The organism is Streptomyces sp. 135, assembly GCF_020026305.1.
GTDB lineage: Bacteria > Actinomycetota > Actinomycetes > Streptomycetales > Streptomycetaceae > Streptomyces.
Genome location: NZ_CP075691.1, coordinates 558,703 through 574,897, shown reverse-complemented (window position 1 = coordinate 574,897; position 16,195 = coordinate 558,703). Strand labels below are relative to the sequence as shown.

Here is a 16,195-nt window from a genome sequence, read left to right as displayed (position 1 = left end):
CCTGCCCTGCCGAGCCTACGGAAGTTCGCTCCCGCCACGCGATCCGGAACCGGCCATCGGCGGAGCAGCTCTGGCTGGCCGGGTCCGCCACAAGATCGCGAAATCAGGACGGATTACCGGGAGTCCCGTCCCCTTCCACATTGGCCACCATCTTGCGCAGTACCTTGAGCGCGGCCACGTACTCCTCGTCGCTGATGCCCTGGTGGACCACGGCGCGTATCTCGGTCGCCAGCTCACGAAGCCGCACTCTGGCGGTCTCCCCGGCATCCGTGAGGTGCAGGCGCTGCCCGTCGTCGATCCGGAGCCATTCGCGGTGGAGCAACTGGTCGACGATCCTGGCAATTTCATGCGGCCCGTCAACAAGGTGTGTCAGCTGCGCGACGACTTCCTCGCGGCTCGGCGCCGTGGGGCCGCCGTTCACGCGGTTGAGTACCCAGTACTGCGGCTGCGTGGCGTCGATCTTGGCCATGGCGTCACGCAGATGCCGGGTGACGGTTGTATGGGTCAGGCCGCACCAGTAGCCGACCGGCTGAGTGGCCAGCATGTCATCGGTGGCGGCCGGGTTCGCCGGCGCCTGATCGGTGGTGGTTCCGGTCAGTGACTCCATGATCGCGAGGGTACATTCCCCCCAGCGCACTGAACAGCCGTTGCAGTGAATGCCGCATCCCGATTTCCGCCTTGGTCCGCGCCCCATCCTCATCGGAACTGCCATGTCCCCGCACCCTGGGTTGCCGTGCCGAGCGCGATGGAACAACGACAGACGAGGTCCTGTGCCGCAGCTCTGGCGTCTTGCTCGCCGGGGCAGCCCGCAGGCAGCGAACGCCGCCCGCTAGCACCGGGGCCTCGGTCACGGATCGTGCCCGTGAAGGGGTACGGGGGAGAGGGGTAGCGGCGGTGACAGATGCGTTGAGCGGCCCGGGAGTGCCCAGCTCCGCTCGTATGTACGACTACATGCTGGGCGGAGACGCCCACCAGAGCTGTGACCGGGACGCGGTCGCGAAGGTGCTGGAGGCGCTCCCGGAGGCGCCCCTGCTGGCTCGCGCGAACCGGACGTTCGCTCTCGCCGCCGTGCGGTACTGCGCCGCCCGGGGCATCCGCCAGTTCATCGACGTGGGCACCGGCATTCCCACCAGCCCGTCGGTGTTCGAGATCGCGCGGGCCTGCTCGCCGGAAGCGAAGGTCGTCGGGGTCGACTGCGACCCGGTGGTGCTCGCTGAGGGGGCCGCGTCGGTGTCGAGCGCCTCCAGTGCTCTCATCGAGGGCGACGTGCGTGAACCGGAGCGGCTTTTCGGCGCCCCCACGCTGAGAAGGCTGATCGATCTGGACGAGCCCGTGGCGGTTCTGCTCGTCGCCGTCCTGCATTTCATCAGTGATGAGGAGGATCCGGTCGCGATCGTGGCGCGGATACGGCAACTACTGGCTCCCGGCAGCGTGTTGGCGGTGTCCCACATCTGTGCCACGGGGAGCGACCCGGAAGCGGTGCGGCGGATCGAGGGTGTATACCGGCAGTCGTCCGGGGCGTTCCACATCCGCAGCGAACGCGGGATCCGGAAGCTGTTCGGCGACCTGCCGCTCGCCCGGCCGGGACACCTGGTCGACGTCCAGCGGTGGGGGACCGACTCCCCGTCCGCACCGACCCCGGTACGGATCGTCGCCGGGGTCAGCGCACCCATCCCGCCGTGAGCCACCGTCACGCCCATATCGCCGGTTCCCTCCCTGAGCCGGGCGTGCACGGCGCACATGGCGCTGCCTCCTGTTGGACGTAGTGCCGAAACGTCCTGAGTACGTACCACCGGGGCGTGGGTGCCACGCCACCAGCCGCAGCCGAGGAGGAATTTCATGCAGCAGGACGAACTGTACGAACCACCGGCCATGGCAGAGGTCGGTGACTTCGCCGAGCCGACCCGGGGTGAGGCCCTGGGAGCGTTCTAAGAGGGCGGGTTCCCTCCCTACGAGTGGTACCCCGGCCCCAACTGGCCGCGACCGGACAGCACATGACGGGGGATGTGCCAATGAGCGGTGATGTGTGCTTCGCCGCCCTCCCGGACGGTGAACGCGGCATGGCCGCGGCGGGGCTCCGAGGAGTCGTCCTGAGGCCGACGGGGCCGACGGCCGCAAGGCGCGTACCGACGGCCGCAATGCGCGTGCCGGCGCCTTGACGACATCGAGTTGTCGAGGCGTCGGTACGGCATAGCGTCTGGAGCTCATAGTCAGCAGTGAAGAGCGGAGCTGTCCCATGCACGGCGCAGGCGAGCGGATCGATACCTCGACGGCACATTCCGCGCGGGTGTACGACTACATCCTGGGAGGCAAGGACCACTACCTCGTCGACATCGAGGCGGGCGACGCCATGTGCCGGCATTGGCCGGCGCTGCCCGTGCACATGCTGGAGAACAGGCGGTTCATGCACCGTGCCGGGCGTTTTCTGGCGGAGGAGCAGGGCGTTCGCCAGTTCCTCGACATCGGCACCGGACTGCCTACGGCTCCCAACCTGCACGAGGTGGTGCAGTCGGTCGCGCCGGAGTCCCGCGTGGTCTACGTCGACAACGACCCGATCGTGCTGGCCCACGCCCGCGCGCTCTTGCAGAGCTCCCCGGAGGGGGCGACCGCGTACGTCGACGCGGACATGCATGATCCGGACGCCATCTTGGACAGCGCCCAGTTCCGTGCCCTGGTGGACCTGGACGAACCGGTCGGCCTGATGGTCATCGGCATCCTGCACTTCATCCTGCCGCCGGACGACCGGAACCTCGTGCGGCGTCTGCTCGAACCGCTGCCGTCGGGCAGCTTCCTCGCGCTGACCATCGGCACCGCGGACTTCGCGCCCGAGGAGATCGGCCGGGTGGCGGAGGAGTACGCGCGGCAGGGCATGCCCATGGCGCTGCGTGACCTGCCGACCGCCACCTCCTTCTTCGAGGGCATGGAGCTGATGGAGCCGGGCGTCACCCAGGTCCACAAGTGGCGGCCGGGCCCTGAGCAGGCCGGCATCGAGGACCGTGCCATTGCCATGTACGGGGCGGTCGCCCGTAAGAAGTGAGCACATGCCGGGTGACCTGGCGACCTGCGGCCAGGGGTGTACTTTCGGTCATTTCCCGGTGGCCGGGGCGCAGAGGTTGATGAGGGTTGGCAGTGCTTTGTCCTGCTTCAGGGGACGCCCCCTTGGGCGCGGCCTTCCAGAGCTGCCGCTCCTCAGCGTCCCAGCGGCCGTCGTGACAGGGGAGAGGAGTAGACGATGCTCGTCGTCACCGAACCCAGTGCGCCGATCCGGCCCGAGACCTCTTCGAGGTGGCTCATCGAGCGCGCGGCGACCTTGATGACGAAACAGTCGTCGCCCGTGACGTGATGCGCCTCCAGGATCTCCGGGGTCGCCTCCACCAGGTCGTGGAACGGCTTGTAGTTGCCGGTCGGGTAGCGCAGTCGTACGAACGCGAGGATCGGCAGGCCGAGCCGCTCCGGGTCGACCACGGCCGCGTAGCCCTGGATGACGCCCGCCTCTCCAGGCGCCGCACCCGCTCGGTGACGGCGCTCGGGGACATCGAGACGGCGCGCGCCAGTTCGGCATAGCTGGCGCGGCCCTCGCGCTGGAGGACGTCGAGGATGCGCCAGTCGGTGGCGTCCGTGGAATAACCGGTCATGCCCGAGAGGTAACAGGGAAATCCCCGGTGGATCAAGGGGGATGCCGGGGATCACCGCTTCAGACTTCCGGGCGCCGGCCATAGATTTTCTGCCATGAACACCACGAACCCGCAGCTCAGCGCCCCTTCCTCCGTCTCGGGCGCCTCGGCGGCCGCCACTTCGAATCCGGTCCTGCGGGTGCCGCCCGCCTGCCCGGCCGCGGCCGTCGCGCATTTCGGGACGAGCCTCGCTTTCCACGCCGACGTCTCCGACGTGGCGTCCGCGCTCGCCGACGGCGGCCGCCCCGGATTCATCGTGATCGACACCCGTTCCACCGCCGCCTGGGACCAGGGGCACGTGCCGGGCGCGCTCCACCTGCCCACCGCGCTGATCCCCGAACAGGCCGAGGCGCTCCTCGACAAGTCGGTGCCGGTCGTCACCTACTGCTGGGGTCCCGGCTGCAACGGCGCGACGCGGGCGGCCCTCGCCCTCGCCCAACTGGGCTTCAGGGTCAAGGAGATGCTGGGCGGCTTCGAGTACTGGGTGCGTGAGGGCTTCGCGTTCGAGACGTGGGAGGGCCGCGAGCGGCGTACCCCCGACGCGCTCACGGCTCCTGTCGACGCGGAGGACTGCGGCTGCTGAGCGGGGCCCGGGGCGGGGGGCGAAAGCCGCCGCCCCGCCCCGCCGCCCGCGAGCCGTCACAGCCGGGACAGTTCGTCCACCAGATCGTCCAGGCCCAGCGAGCCCTGGGACAGTGCCGCCATGTGCCAGGCCTTGGCGTCGAACGCGTCGCCGTGGCGTCGGCGCGCGTTCTCGCGGCCGAGGAGCCAGGCCCGCTCACCCAGCTTGTAGCCGATGGCCTGGCCGGGGATCGTGAGGTAGCGCGTCATCTCGCTCGCCACGTACTCCGTCGGACGGCCGCAGTGCGCGTCGTAGAACTCCTGGGCCAGGTCCGGCGTCCAGCGCTCGCCCGGGTGGACGGGCGAGTCGGCCGGGATCTCCAGCTCCAGGTGCATGCCGATGTCCACGATGACCCGCAGCGCGCGCATCATCTGCGCGTCCAGGTAGCCGAGCCTGCGCTCCGCGTCGGTCAGGAAGCCGAGTTCGTCCATGAGCCGCTCCGCGTAGAGCGCCCAGCCCTCCGCGTTGGCGCTGACGATGCCGACGGTCGCCTGGTAGCGGGAGAGGTTCTCCGCGACATGCGCCCACTGGGCGAGCTGCAGGTGATGGCCGGGGACGCCCTCGTGGTACCAGGTGGAGACGAGATCGTAGACGGGGAAGCGGGTCTCGCCCATGGTCGGCAGCCAGGTGCGGCCGGGGCGTGAGAAGTCCTCGGAGGGAGCGGTGTAATAGGGGGCCGCCGCGCCGCCGGGTGGGGCGACGTGGGACTCCACCTTCCGCACCCGGTCGGCGAGTTCGAAGTGTGTGCCGTCCAGCGCCTCGATCGCCTCGTCCATCAGCTCCTGGAGCCAGACGCGCGTCTCCTCGACGCCCTCGATGTGCGTCCCGTGCTCGTCGAGGTGGGCGAGCGCCACCCACGGCGTGGCCGCGCCGGGCAGGATCTTCTCGGCCTCGGTCCGCATCTCCGCGATCAGCCGGTGGAACTCCGACCAGCCGTACGCGTACGCCTCGTCGAGGTCCAGGTCGGTGCCGTTGAAGTGGCGGGACAGCAGGGCGTACCGCTCGCGGCCCACGGTGTCGGGGGAGCCCTCGATCGTGGGCGCGTAGACGTCCCGCATCCAGTCGCGCAGCGCCACGACCGAGGCGGTCGCGGCCCGCGCCGCGGTGTCCAGGTCGGCGCGGAGCGCCTCCGGGCCCTGAGCGGCGAACTCCTCGAACCAGCCGGGCCCGCCCTTGGGACCCGCCCACTCGGTGAGCTGCCCGATGAACGTGTCCGTGGGACGCGGCGACGCGAACAGCTTGCGCTCAAGACCGAGTTCGAGCGAGGCGCGGTAGCCCTCGAACGCGGCCGGCACGGCCCGCAGCCGCTCCGCGATCACCGCCCAGTCCTGCTCGGTCTCCATCGGGGTCACGGTGAAGATCTCCCGCACCTGGTGCGGCATGGTGTGCAGATTGCCGACCGAACGCAGGCCCTCACCGGCGTCGTGCACGGCCAGCTCCGCGGTGAGCCGCTCGCGCAGCAGCCGGCCGCAGCGGCGCTCGATCTCACTGTCGGCACCGGGCCTGCGCTCCGCCTCGTCGAGCCGGTCCAGCGTCGTCTGCGCCAGCCGTGCGAGGGCGTCCTGCCCCGCGGGCGAGGTGTCGGGGAGCCTGCTGTTGCTCTCCTCGACGCCGAGGTAGGTGCCGGTGATGGGATCGAGGGCGATGAGCTCGTCGACGTACGCGTCGGCGACCTCGCGGGGCAGGGGGCCGGCGTCCGACTGCGGGTTATTCGTGGCTGACATGCGGACATCCTCGTACGAACGACGGGCGCGCGTCACCAGGATTCGCCGACGGGATCGCGCGGCCCTTCGGCGGTGGCCTCGGGCGGCAGGAGCGGGCCGCACTCCCACTGCTGGAAGATCAACCTCGTCTCCACGCGCGCCACTTCGCGCCGCGCCGTGAACTCGTCGAGGACGAGCCGCTGGAGGTCCGCGGGACCGGCGACCGCCACATGCACCAGGAAGTCCTCGGGGCCCGTCAGATGGAACAGGGACAGGGACTCGGGCAGCGCCCGGATCCGCTCCACGAACGGCCCGACCAGATCGCGGCGGTGCGGCCGCACCTGGACCGAGAGCAGCGCCTGGAGGCCGCGGCCGAGGCGCGCCGGGTCCAGGCGCAGCTGGTGTCCGAGGATCACCCCCGAGCGCCGCAGCCGCGTCACCCGGTCGAGGCAGGTCGACGGCGCCACACCGACCTGTGCCGCCAGATCGCGGTAGGTGGTCCGGGCGTCGTTCTGCAACAGGCGCAAAATGTGGAGATCCACCGGGTCCAGTGCGACAGAGTCGGCCATCGGGCGAACGTAGCACGGTGTTTTCCATCGGAACCCCGTGTGATGTTCAGCCTGTGGGGCATGGACGCGAACACGGAGACAGCCATGGGGACGGTTACGCGGGAGGGCTCGCACCCCGGTGCCCACGCGGCGGACGGCGGCGGCACGGAGCGGCGGGCGCGGACCGACAGCTCGCGCCCCGTGCCGCGCGCTCTGGCCACCGAGGCCGTGCACGCCGGACGGGACGACCTGGCCGGCCTTGGCCTGCACGCGCCGCCCATCGACCTCTCCACGACGTACCCCTCCCATGACAGCCGGGCCGAGGCCGCCCGCATCGACGCCTTCGCCGCCGACGGCGTCCTCGACGACGGGCCGCCCGTCTACGCCCGCCTCGGCAACCCGACCGTCGCCCGCTTCGAGACCGCCCTCGCCCGCCTCGAAGGCACCGAGAGCGCCGTCGCGTTCGCGAGCGGCATGGCCGCCCTCAGCGCGGTCCTGCTCGTCCGCGGCGCCGCGGGCCTGCGGCACGTCGTGGCGGTCCGGCCGCTCTACGGCTGCAGCGACCACCTGCTCACCGCGGGCCTGCTCGGCAACGAGGTGACGTGGGTCGATCCGGCCGGCATCGCGGAGGCCGTCCGCCCCGACACCGGCCTGGTGATGGTCGAGTCGCCGGCCAATCCGACGCTCGCCGAACTCGACCTGGCCGCCGTGGCCCACGCCTGCGGTGAGGTGCCGCTGCTCGCCGACAACACCTTCGCCACGCCCGTCCTCCAGCGGCCGGTGGAGAGCGGGGCGCGCCTCGTGCTGCACAGCGCCACGAAATACCTGGGCGGGCACGGCGACGTCCTCGGCGGGGTGGTGGCGTGCGACGAGGAGTTCGCGCGGCGGCTGCGCCAGGTGCGGTTCGCCACCGGCGGGGTGCTGCACCCCCTGGCCGGATATCTGCTGCTGCGCGGCCTCGCCACGCTGCCGGTCCGGGTGCGGGCGGCGTCGGCGAACGCGGCGGAGCTGGCGCGGCGCCTCGCCGCGGACCCGCGCGTGGCCCGCGTCCACTACCCGCGTCTCGGCGGCGCCATGGTCGCCTTCGAGGTCCTCGGCGACCCGCACGAGGTGACCGCCGGCGTGCGGCTGATCACCCCGGCGGTCAGCCTCGGCAGCGTCGACACCCTCATCCAGCACCCGGCGTCCATCAGCCACCGCGTCGTGGACGTGGCGGACCGGCACTCGTCCGGTGTGAGCGACCGCCTGCTGCGCATGTCGTGCGGCCTTGAGGACGTCGAGGACCTCTGGCGCGACCTGGACCGGGCCCTCGGACCCGTCAGCGCTCAGCCCGCTGATGCCGTTCGGCGTGGACGCCCTGAGCCGGTGGGCTGACGGTCGTCGCGTCGAGGCGGGCCGTGATCACCAGCGTGCCCTCCTCGATCTGGTAGTCGAGCGGCAGGCCGAGGCCGCGCATCGCCGCGACCATGCCGGTGTTGGACGCCTGCGTCACCGCGTACACGCTCTCGCAGCCCGCGTCCACGGCCATGGCGACGAGTCGGCGGAGCAGCCGGCCGCCGATGCCGCGCCGCTGCCAGTCGTCCTCGACGAGCAGCGCGATCTCGGTCTCGTCGCCGTCCCAGAGCAGGTGGCCGATGCCGACGACGCGGCCGGAGGCCGTCTGCACCGCGAGGGTACGGCCGAACCGGGGGCTGAGCAGGTGGTTCAGGTAGCGGTCGGCGTCCCGCACCGGCCCGTGGTAGCGCAGGCTCAGGGTGCGCTGCGAGCAGCGGTCGTGCATGGCCTTGGCCGCGTCGACATCGGCCGTGTCGGCGCGGCGCAGGGTGATGGAGTTGCCCTCGGGCAGCGTCAGCGTGTCCTGGCTGAGCGGGACGCGCGGACCGAGCCGCGTGTCGAGCTCCACCAGCGCCCGCGCGCGGGCGAACTCCGTGGGCGTGAACGGCAGATAGGGCCGCTCCACGGTGATCACCTCGCCCTCGGGGCCCCTCAGACGCAGCACGGTTCCTTCGAGTACGCCGTCGACCGGCACCATGTCCTCGGGGGCCGCGGGCGTCGTCCCGTCCCGCCGCGACACCGCCCGGGACGCGGCGGGCAGCGACCGGATGGTGCAGCGGCCCAGGAGCTGGCGCAGCGCGAGCGGCAGCTCGGCGGCGTCGAGCGCGGTGCGGGTGGCCAGGCCCAGGACGCGGGTGGGGGCGTCCACCAGGTCGTGGGCGTCGGCGCGTTCGATCCAGGTGCCCGCGCCGCCCGCCCCGGCGATCGAGCGGGTCAGCTCGGCGGCGGGCAGCGCCTCGGGGGCGCGCAACAGGAACTCGTCGACCGTGCCCTCGGCCAGGGGGTGCGCCTGGAGGCTCAGGATGTCCACCCGCCGGTCGGCGAGCGCCATGCACAGCGCCGCCAGCGACCCCGGCTCGTCCCGTACGGTCGTGCGCATCCGCCACAGCGTCGTCGCCCCCGCGGGGTCGGCGGGGGTGGACCCGGCCTGCTCCGCGGTGGCGGGCGGCCGGGGGCCGGTATCGTGCGCCGGCGGCGGGGCGTGGTTGTGGTGCCGTGCCCACCAGATGTGGAACCCGGCCGTGGCGACCAGCACCACGGCCGAGACCACGAGGAGGGCGGGGCCGTCGGGGCCGTGCCCGATCATGTTCGCCACCGCGTCCGCCACCGCGACGGCGGTGAACAGGGCGGCCAGCTCGACGACGTCGCGCCGCCAGTGGTGAACGGGACGGCCGTGCTTGGTCCGTGTCACGTCAGACATCTCAGCTCGCATACGGCCACTGTGCGGGACCGGTGTTGCGTGATCACGAACGCCTTGTGACTGATGGGTTAAGAGGCCATCTGCCCTCTTCGTGCCCTTTCGCCCCGGGCGCTCTCCCGGTGCGCCGCCCCTACTGGCCGACCCGCCCCGGCCGCAGGACCTGCGTGAACAGTACGCCGCCGCCCTCCTGCCGCAGGCGCACGGTCAGCTCACCGCTGCCCCCGTCGATGTCGACCTCCCCGAAGTACGGCGGGGTCTCGGCGGGGGAGGTGTTCGCGCGGCTCGGTGCCTTGACGAACTTCTGCTCGGGGCCGAACGTCCCGTCCAGCTTCGTCGCGGGGAACCCACCGGCGGCCAGCGGCCCGGACACGAACTCCCAGAACGGCGCGAAGTCCTTGAACGCCGCCCGCGACGGGTCGTAGTGCTGTGCCGAGGTGTAGTGCACGTCGGCGGTCAGCCACAGCGTGCCGGTGATCTTCCGGTGCTTGATGTGCCGCAGCAGCTCCGCGATCTGGAGCTCACGGCCCAGCGGGGCGCCGGGGTCGCCCTGCGCCACGGCCTCGAAGTTCGTCCTGCCGTCGGGCACGACAAGGCCCAGCGGCATGTCGGAGGCGATGACCTTCCACACCGCCCGCGAGCGCGAGAGCTCCCGCTTCAGCCAGGCGAGCTGCCGGGCACCGAGGATGCCGGTGGCGTCGTCGGGCTGCCTGTTCGGGGAGTTGGCGTTGCGGTACGAGCGCATGTCCAGGACGAACACGTCCAGGAGCGGGCCGTGCCGCAGCACGCGGTACATCCGGCCGTCCTCGTCGCCCGGGGCCTGCGTGGAGATCGGGTAGTACTCGCTGAACGCCCGCAGGGAGCGCCCCGCCAGGACGTTCACGTCCTTCTCCGTGTAGCGGGCGTCGTCCAGGATCTGCCCCGGGTACCAGTTGTTGCGCACCTCGTGGTCGTCCCACTGCACGATGGAGGGCACCTGGGCGTTGAACCGCCGCAGGTTCTCGTCCAGCAGGTTGTAGCGGAACGCGCCCCGGAACTCCGTGAGGGACTCGGCGACCTTGGACTTCTCCTCCGTCGTGACGTTGCGCCACACGGACCCGTCGGGCAGCGTGACGCTGGACTGGATCGGCCCGTCCGCGTAGATGTTGTCGCCGCTGCACAGGAAGAAGTCGGGGTCACGGCGGCGCATCTCCTCGAAGACGCGGAAGCCGCCCCGGTCGGGGTTGATGCCCCAGCCCTGGCCCGCGATGTCGCCCGACCACAGGAAGCGCACGCCCTCCTTGCGGCCCTTGGGCGTCGTACGGAACGTGCCGGCGACCGGCTCTCCCGTACGCCGAGGATCGTCGGGGTCCTGGAGCAGCACCCGGTAGTGGATCTGCTCACCGGCGGGCAGTCCGCGCAGCCGTGTCGTCCCCGTGAAATCCGTGTCGGGACCGAGCAGCGGTCCGCGCCAGCGCCGGGGGTCGCGGAACGACTCCGTCGCCGACGTCTCCACGATCATCCGGGCCGGACGGTCGGACCGGACCCAGACGAGCCCCGCGTGCGCGCTCACGTCGCCCGCCTGCACGCCCCACCCGGCCTTCGGGCGTCCCGAAAGGGCGAACGAGGGAGCCGCCCCGGCCAGTGACGGCACGGTGAGCGCCGCCGGAACTGCCAGTGATCCGCGCAGCACGCTGCGGCGGCGGGGGGACGGGCTCGGCTGACGGTGTGACATGAATGCGCCTCCAGTTGACCGGTGCGACCAGTGTGCGGGTGCCTGACCAGGGGCGCGCCACAGCGTCCACACGAACCACAAGTGAACAACTTCCCCCGCGCGCGGGGGAACGGGGGCGCGGAGATCACTTGAGTCCCGGGCTCGGCCTCGGCCCGAGGTCGCAGGTCCGCGGACGGATGCCCAGGGCCGGCGCACCAGGACGTAAGGCCGATGTCAAGTGATCAACTTCCCTCTACGCTCATGCCCCAGGGGCACGCGAACGGGCGTGCCGCACAGAAGGGGGATCGACATGCCTGTCAACGGTCGGAGCCACATCCGCATAGCCCGCCCCTCCCGCGACCTGGCGGCGGCCGAGCGCTTCTGGGTCGGCGGACTCGGTCTTGGCGTGGTGTACCGCGCGGAGGGCGGTGACGCCCCGGGTGAGCACGACCTGCTCATGGTGGGGTGGCCGGACGCCTCCTGGCACCTCGAACTGGTCCACGAAGCCGCCGCTCCGGTCCAGCCGCGCCCCACCGAGGAGGACCTGCTCGTCGTGTACGTCGACGGCGAGGTCCCCGAGGAGCTGATCGCCCGCCTGGAGGAGCACGGCGGCAAGCGGGTCCAGTCGCCGAACCCGTACTGGAACGAATGGGGCGTCACGGTCGAGGACCCCGACGGCTACCGTCTGGTGCTCTGCACGCGCGCGTGGTCCAACGCCTGAGCCCCCAAAGGCTCCTGAACGGCTTCGGCCAGCAGCCGCACGCCCTCGGCGATCCGGGCGGGCGGCAGGTGCGCGTACCCGAGGACCAGACTCACGCCGGTCCCGGCCGGCGTGCCGTAGTCGCTCAGCGGCCGGACGGCGACCCCGGCCGCGGCGGCCCGCTCCAGGAAGACGTCCTGCGGGCCCCAGCGGTCGGGCAGCCGGGCGATGACGTGCAGACCGGCCGCGATCCCGGTGACGCGCACCCCCGGCAGATGCTCGCCCAGCGCCGCCACCAGGGCGTCCCTGCGGTCTCGGTAGGCGCGCTGGCAGCGGCGCAGATGCCGGTCGTAGTCGCCCCGTTCCACGAAGCGGGCCAGGAGTGCCTGGTCGAGCGTCGGATTGCCGAGGTCCATCACGCGCTTGCGCTCGACGACCTCCTCGGCGAGGCCGTCCGGCACCAGCAGCCAGCCCAGACGCAGGCCGGGCGCGAGCGATTTGCTCACCGACCCGGTGTAGGCCACGTGTTCCGGATCGAGCCCCTGCAACGCTCCCACCGGGGCGCGGTCGTAGCGGAAGTCCCCGTCGTAGTCGTCCTCCACGACGAGGCCGTCCACCGACCGCGCCCAGTCGAGGAGTTCGGCGCGCCGCCTCGCCGAATAGGCGATCCCCGACGGGAACTGATGGGCGGGCGTGGTGACGACCGCGCGTACGTCCCGCTCCCGCAGCGTCCCCGTCCCCACGCCTTCGCCGTCCACGGGGATGCCCACCGGGGTGATCCCGGCGGCGGCGATCAACGTCTCGTGCTCGGGGCTGCCGGGGGCCTCCACGCCGACCGCCGTGTGTCCACGCGCGCGGAGGGCCAGCGCCAGCAGCGTCATGGCCTGCGCCACTCCGGAGCACACGACGACGCGCTCCGGGTCCGCGACGACGCCGCGCCGCCGCACCAGCAGGTCGGCGAGGACCGTACGCAGCCGGGGCAGGCCGCGGGGATCCGGGTAGCCCAGCATGTGGTGCGGGAGTTCGGCGAGCACCCGGCGGTGGGCGGTGGCCCAGGCCGCGCGGGGGAACAGCGAGAGGTCCGGGACGCCGGGGAGGAAGTCCACGCGCGCGTGCCCGGGCCGGGGCGCGCGATCGCGGACCGCCGGCGCCGCGGCCCGCGCCGCACCGCCGACCCAGGTCCCCGAACCCCGGTCGCTGCGCAGATACCCCTCGGCCGTCAACTGCTCGTACGCCTCCGTGATCAGGCCTCGCGAGACGCCCAGGTCGGCGGCGAGTTCACGGCTGGAGGGCAGCCGGGTGCCGGATGCGAGCCGGCCCGACCTGACGGCCTCGCGCAGGGCCGAGCGCAGGCTGCGGCCCCGGCTGCGTGCCGGGGCGGAGGCCGCCGGGAGCAGCAACTCCCAGGCCGCGTTCCCGAGCGGACCGTCCACGGCGCTCTGTCCCACAGGTTTCTCCTCACAGGAGAGGGGGGTGGGGAAGTGGTCCCCGAACCAGACCTGAAAGTGGACCTTAATGGGGGCCGCCCCGCTTTCTAGCGTCGGGGCATGAACGCGAACTCCTCACGCGGGGCGCTGCTCGCGGCCCTCGCCTGCCTCCTCGTCGGGGGCTCCTTCACCGCCAACAGTCTGCTGGGCGACTACCCGTACACCGGCGGCCAGTTCGTCCGCTACGGACTGGCCTGCCTGCTCCTTCTGCCCTGGCTCGGCAGAGGCGGGACCGCCGCCCTGCGGCGGCTGCCGCGCCGTCAGTGGGGACGCCTCGCCCTCCTTGCGGCCGTGGGCATGGTCGGCTTCAACATGGCCATCCTGGCCGCGGAACGGTCGGCGGAACCTGCCGTACCGGGTGTCTTCGTAGGGTGCGCTCCGGTCGTCGTCGCCATCCTCGTGCCGCTCCTTGAACGGCGTCATCCCCAGCGCGTCGTCATCTACGGGGCGCTGCTCGTCGCCACCGGTGCCTTCGTCGTGCAGGGGTGGGGGCGCACCGACGGCATGGGGCTCGCGTTCTCGGTCTGCGCGCTCGCCGGAGAGGTGGGCTTCGCGGTGATCGCCGTTCCGCTGGTGCGGCCGCTCGGCCCGAAGCTCCTCTCCGCCACCGTGTGCGCGCTGGCCGCCGCCGAGTCGGCCGTCCTCGGGGTCGTCGTGGACGGCAGCGCGTTCGTGCGGTGGCCCGACCGCACCGAAAGCGCCGCCCTGTTGTGGCAGGCGGTGATCGTCACGGTCATCGGCTTCGTGCTCTGGTACACGGGACTCCAGCGCATCGGCACCGAGCGGGCCACCCTCTTCTCCGGCCTCATCCCGGTCGCGGCGGCGGGTACGGCGCCCCTGGTCGGCACGGGCACGTACGGCGCCGCCCAGGCCGTCGGCAGCGCGCTCGTGGGGGTGGGAGTGGCCGTCGGGTCCGGCGTCCTGCGCGGGCGCCGCTCAGCGGCAGGTGTCGAGGATGGCGCGGGCGACCAGCGCCGGGTCGTCGTTCATCGGGACGTGACCGCAGCCCGGGAGCCGCACGAGGCGCGCGCCGGGGATGGTGTGCTTGGCGCGGATCCCCTGGCGCCGCAGGAGCAGCCGGTCCCGGGTGCCCCAGGCGACGGTGACCGGAAGGCCCGGCACATCGTCGCGGAAATGGACGTCGAGCCCGGCCGTGAGGGTCGCCTCGAAGCCCGCGGCGTGGCGCAGCGCGAGCGTCTCGGCGACGACCGCCTCCGGTGAGCGGCGCCAGGGCCGGGCGTAGATGGTGCTGGTGAGCGCCGTGCGCCCGGCCGCGCTGGTGGACAGGCGCTCTATCACCGGCACGGGGAGCAGACGGGCGCCCCGCCGCATCGCGAGCAGCGTGCCGAAGGCGTACCTGCGCTCGGCCGGCGTCCAGAAACCGGCGGGCGAGAGCGCGGTGACGGAACGCGCGAGCTTCTCGCGGCCCAGCTCCAGGGCGAGCAGCCCGCCCAGGGAGTTGCCCGCGACATGGGGACGCTCGATCCCCAGGGCTTCACACAGCGCGCCGAGTGCCGGAACGACCGTCGAGAGGCCGTACGCCAGTCCGTCCGGCAGCGCGGGTGACGCGCCGAAGCCCGGCAGGTCCACCGCTATCACGTCGTGCTCGGCGGCGAGGATCTCAAGGACCGGGCCCCAGGCCTGCCGGTGGTGGCCTATGCCGTGCAGGAGGAGCAACGGCTCGCCGGCGCCCGCCCGTTCATAGGCGATCGTCACGGTGCGCGGGCCGTCGGACGACGCGACGCTGAAGGACACCTCTGCGGCCATGACTGCTCCTGTCCCCGCCGCGGGGCGACGGAATGCTCACCTGTGTTAGACGCGTTGTCAGCAACAATTACCGTTCAGTAGGCCGCACTTCAAGAGGCCGGCCGTCCGTCCTTGGCGCGATGGTCGGGCCCGCCGTCCATGTGCTGCGCGCCGCACCCGTTTCCGCTGGACAGAGGGTGCGCCGTGAGTTGGGATGGAACGGTGGCTACCGAGAGCGTGACCGATGTCTTCGAAGAGCACCGCCCCGTCCTGATGGGCGTCGCCTACCGCATGCTCGGCCGCGTGGCCGACGCGGAGGATGTCGTCCAAGAAGCCTGGCTTCGCTGGTCCGCCGCCGACCACGGCCAAGTGCGCGAACCGCGCGCCTACTTGGTGCGCGTCACCACACGCCTCGCCATCGACCGGCTGCGCCATGTGCAGTCCCGCCGCGAGGCGTACGTGGGTCCCTGGCTCCCCGAGCCCTACGTCACCGACTTCGGCCCCACGGTGCCCGACACCGCCGAGCGTGCCGTGCTCGCCGAGTCGGTCTCCCTGGCGGTCCTCGTCGTCCTGGAGTCCCTCTCACCCCTGGAGCGGGCCGTCTTCGTGCTCCGGGAGGCGTTCGGCTTCCCGTTCGCAGAGATCGCGCTCACCCTGGACCGCAGCGAGGCCGCGGTGCGCCAGCTCGCCGGGCGGGCTCGCAAGCACGTCGAGGCGGGCCGCCCGCGCTACGAGGTGGACCCCGCCGAGCGCCGCGACCTGACCGAGCGGTTCCTCGCCGCCGCGTCGGAGGGCGACCTCAGTGGGCTGATGTCGCTGCTCGCCCCGGACGTCCGGCTGGTCGGCGACAGCGGCGGCAAGGCCAAGGCGCCGCTGCGCGTCCTGGAGAGCGCCGACAAGGTGGGCCGCTTCCTGCGCGGCGTCGCCGCCAAGGGTGTGGCGGCCCCCGGGGCCGAGCTGGAATTCCGCTTCGTCGAACTCAACGGCGCCGAGTGCCTGCTCCTGCTGGTCGACGGCAAGCCCGACAGCGTCTTCCAGGTGGACGCGGCCGAGGGACTGATCCAGAACATTTACATCATCCGCAATCCGGACAAGCTCGTGTCGCTCGCCCGATAGGGACGGCACCGAGAAGGCGACCAGAACCGCACGATTCCATGGAAAGAAGCCCCCGCCGCCGGATGGGGGCTTCTTTCCATGGAATGCCGGCGCGCCCCCACGCACGCGTGGCCGATTCCCCCTGCTTGGCCTCGTGCGAACTCCGCATGAATGC

14 protein-coding genes and 2 pseudogenes are annotated in these 16,195 nt (G+C 72.1%); 8 read left to right on the top strand and 8 right to left on the bottom strand.

Translation table 11 applies throughout. The features are described 5' to 3' along the window. Positions 1-103: 103 nt before the first annotated feature. Positions 104-607 (bottom strand): MarR family winged helix-turn-helix transcriptional regulator, encoded by a 504-nt coding sequence (locus KKZ08_RS02660; protein ID WP_223772879.1) that lies wholly within the window; start codon positions 605-607, stop codon positions 104-106. A 314-nt stretch (positions 608-921) separates the two neighbouring features. Here KKZ08_RS02660 and KKZ08_RS02655 point away from each other — a divergent pair, with 314 nt between their 5' ends. From KKZ08_RS02655 to KKZ08_RS02645, 3 genes are all read left to right on the top strand, one after another. After that, positions 922-1,683, top strand: coding sequence for an SAM-dependent methyltransferase (locus KKZ08_RS02655; protein WP_223772878.1), 762 nt, complete (start codon positions 922-924; stop codon positions 1,681-1,683). 156 nt (positions 1,684-1,839) lie between these two features. Beyond that, a complete protein-coding gene (locus KKZ08_RS02650; protein ID WP_223772877.1) occupies positions 1,840-1,932 on the top strand; it encodes a lasso RiPP family leader peptide-containing protein in 93 nt (30 codons plus the stop codon). A gap of 304 nt (positions 1,933-2,236) precedes the next feature. Next, on the top strand, positions 2,237-3,037 hold the full coding sequence (locus KKZ08_RS02645; RefSeq protein ID WP_223772876.1) for an SAM-dependent methyltransferase: 801 nt from the start codon (positions 2,237-2,239) through the stop codon (positions 3,035-3,037). Between the two features lie 152 nt (positions 3,038-3,189). On the opposite strand, the pseudogene KKZ08_RS02640 reads toward KKZ08_RS02645, so the two are convergent. Next, positions 3,190-3,635: pseudogene (locus KKZ08_RS02640) on the bottom strand (Lrp/AsnC family transcriptional regulator). Positions 3,636-3,729: 94 nt separating this feature from the next. Between KKZ08_RS02640 and KKZ08_RS02635 the strand changes: the two are divergent. Beyond that, complete coding sequence (locus KKZ08_RS02635) at positions 3,730-4,257, top strand: rhodanese-like domain-containing protein (protein ID WP_223772875.1); 528 nt, start codon at positions 3,730-3,732, stop codon at positions 4,255-4,257. A gap of 56 nt (positions 4,258-4,313) precedes the next feature. Here KKZ08_RS02635 and KKZ08_RS02630 read toward each other — a convergent pair whose 3' ends face one another. Then, positions 4,314-6,020 carry a DUF885 domain-containing protein gene (locus tag KKZ08_RS02630; protein ID WP_223772874.1) on the bottom strand — a complete coding sequence of 569 codons (1,707 nt, stop codon included), beginning with the start codon at positions 6,018-6,020 and terminating at the stop codon, positions 4,314-4,316. Between the two features lie 32 nt (positions 6,021-6,052). Continuing rightward, complete coding sequence (locus KKZ08_RS02625; protein WP_223772873.1) at positions 6,053-6,568, bottom strand: Lrp/AsnC family transcriptional regulator; 516 nt, start codon at positions 6,566-6,568, stop codon at positions 6,053-6,055. A 60-nt stretch (positions 6,569-6,628) separates the two neighbouring features. On the opposite strand from KKZ08_RS02625, the gene KKZ08_RS02620 reads away from it, so the two are divergent. Beyond that, positions 6,629-7,921 carry a PLP-dependent transferase gene (locus KKZ08_RS02620; protein ID WP_223772872.1) on the top strand — a complete coding sequence of 431 codons (1,293 nt, stop codon included), beginning with the start codon at positions 6,629-6,631 and terminating at the stop codon, positions 7,919-7,921. On the opposite strand, the gene KKZ08_RS02615 is transcribed toward KKZ08_RS02620, so the two are convergent. Then, a complete protein-coding gene (locus KKZ08_RS02615; protein WP_223772871.1) occupies positions 7,866-9,302 on the bottom strand; it encodes a GNAT family N-acetyltransferase in 1,437 nt (478 codons plus the stop codon). The two genes, KKZ08_RS02620 and KKZ08_RS02615, sit on opposite strands and share 56 nt — an antisense overlap. Positions 9,303-9,432: 130 nt before the next feature. Beyond that, complete coding sequence (locus tag KKZ08_RS02610) at positions 9,433-11,013, bottom strand: alkaline phosphatase D family protein (protein WP_223772870.1); 1,581 nt, start codon at positions 11,011-11,013, stop codon at positions 9,433-9,435. A gap of 289 nt (positions 11,014-11,302) precedes the next feature. On the opposite strand from KKZ08_RS02610, the gene KKZ08_RS02605 reads away from it, so the two are divergent. Next, positions 11,303-11,713, top strand: a complete 411-nt coding sequence (locus tag KKZ08_RS02605; protein ID WP_223772869.1) for a VOC family protein — start codon at positions 11,303-11,305, stop codon at positions 11,711-11,713. On the opposite strand, the gene KKZ08_RS02600 is transcribed toward KKZ08_RS02605, so the two are convergent. After that, positions 11,671-13,140: a PLP-dependent aminotransferase family protein gene (locus KKZ08_RS02600; RefSeq protein ID WP_223772868.1), complete on the bottom strand. Its 1,470-nt coding sequence runs from the start codon at positions 13,138-13,140 to the stop codon at positions 11,671-11,673. The genes KKZ08_RS02605 and KKZ08_RS02600 overlap by 43 nt on opposite strands. Before the next feature lie 99 nt (positions 13,141-13,239). On the opposite strand from KKZ08_RS02600, the pseudogene KKZ08_RS02595 reads away from it, so the two are divergent. Continuing rightward, a pseudogene (locus KKZ08_RS02595) lies at positions 13,240-14,076 on the top strand (DMT family transporter); the annotation flags it as partial. Between the two features lie 39 nt (positions 14,077-14,115). Here the strand turns inward: KKZ08_RS02595 and KKZ08_RS02590 are convergent. Further along, positions 14,116-14,946 (bottom strand): alpha/beta fold hydrolase, encoded by an 831-nt coding sequence (locus KKZ08_RS02590; RefSeq protein WP_223772867.1) that lies wholly within the window; start codon positions 14,944-14,946, stop codon positions 14,116-14,118. Between the two features lie 201 nt (positions 14,947-15,147). On the opposite strand from KKZ08_RS02590, the gene KKZ08_RS02585 reads away from it, so the two are divergent. After that, on the top strand, positions 15,148-16,041 hold the full coding sequence (locus KKZ08_RS02585; RefSeq protein ID WP_223772866.1) for an RNA polymerase sigma-70 factor: 894 nt from the start codon (positions 15,148-15,150) through the stop codon (positions 16,039-16,041). The last annotated feature ends 154 nt before the right edge of the window (positions 16,042-16,195 follow it).

Bases quoted from the DNA above. Each gene is read 5' to 3' on its own strand.
- KKZ08_RS02660 (WP_223772879.1), bottom strand. From the start codon at position 607: ATGGAGTCACTGACCGGAACCACCACCGATCAGGCGCCGGCGAACCCG.
- KKZ08_RS02650 (WP_223772877.1), top strand. From the start codon at position 1,840: ATGCAGCAGGACGAACTGTACGAACCACCGGCCATGGCAGAGGTCGGT.
- KKZ08_RS02645 (WP_223772876.1), top strand. From the start codon at position 2,237: ATGCACGGCGCAGGCGAGCGGATCGATACCTCGACGGCACATTCCGCG.
- KKZ08_RS02635 (WP_223772875.1), top strand. From the start codon at position 3,730: ATGAACACCACGAACCCGCAGCTCAGCGCCCCTTCCTCCGTCTCGGGC.
- KKZ08_RS02630 (WP_223772874.1), bottom strand. From the start codon at position 6,020: ATGTCAGCCACGAATAACCCGCAGTCGGACGCCGGCCCCCTGCCCCGC.
- KKZ08_RS02625 (WP_223772873.1), bottom strand. From the start codon at position 6,568: ATGGCCGACTCTGTCGCACTGGACCCGGTGGATCTCCACATTTTGCGC.
- KKZ08_RS02620 (WP_223772872.1), top strand. From the start codon at position 6,629: ATGGACGCGAACACGGAGACAGCCATGGGGACGGTTACGCGGGAGGGC.
- KKZ08_RS02615 (WP_223772871.1), bottom strand. From the start codon at position 9,302: ATGTCTGACGTGACACGGACCAAGCACGGCCGTCCCGTTCACCACTGG.
- KKZ08_RS02610 (WP_223772870.1), bottom strand. From the start codon at position 11,013: ATGTCACACCGTCAGCCGAGCCCGTCCCCCCGCCGCCGCAGCGTGCTG.
- KKZ08_RS02605 (WP_223772869.1), top strand. From the start codon at position 11,303: ATGCCTGTCAACGGTCGGAGCCACATCCGCATAGCCCGCCCCTCCCGC.
- KKZ08_RS02590 (WP_223772867.1), bottom strand. From the start codon at position 14,946: ATGGCCGCAGAGGTGTCCTTCAGCGTCGCGTCGTCCGACGGCCCGCGC.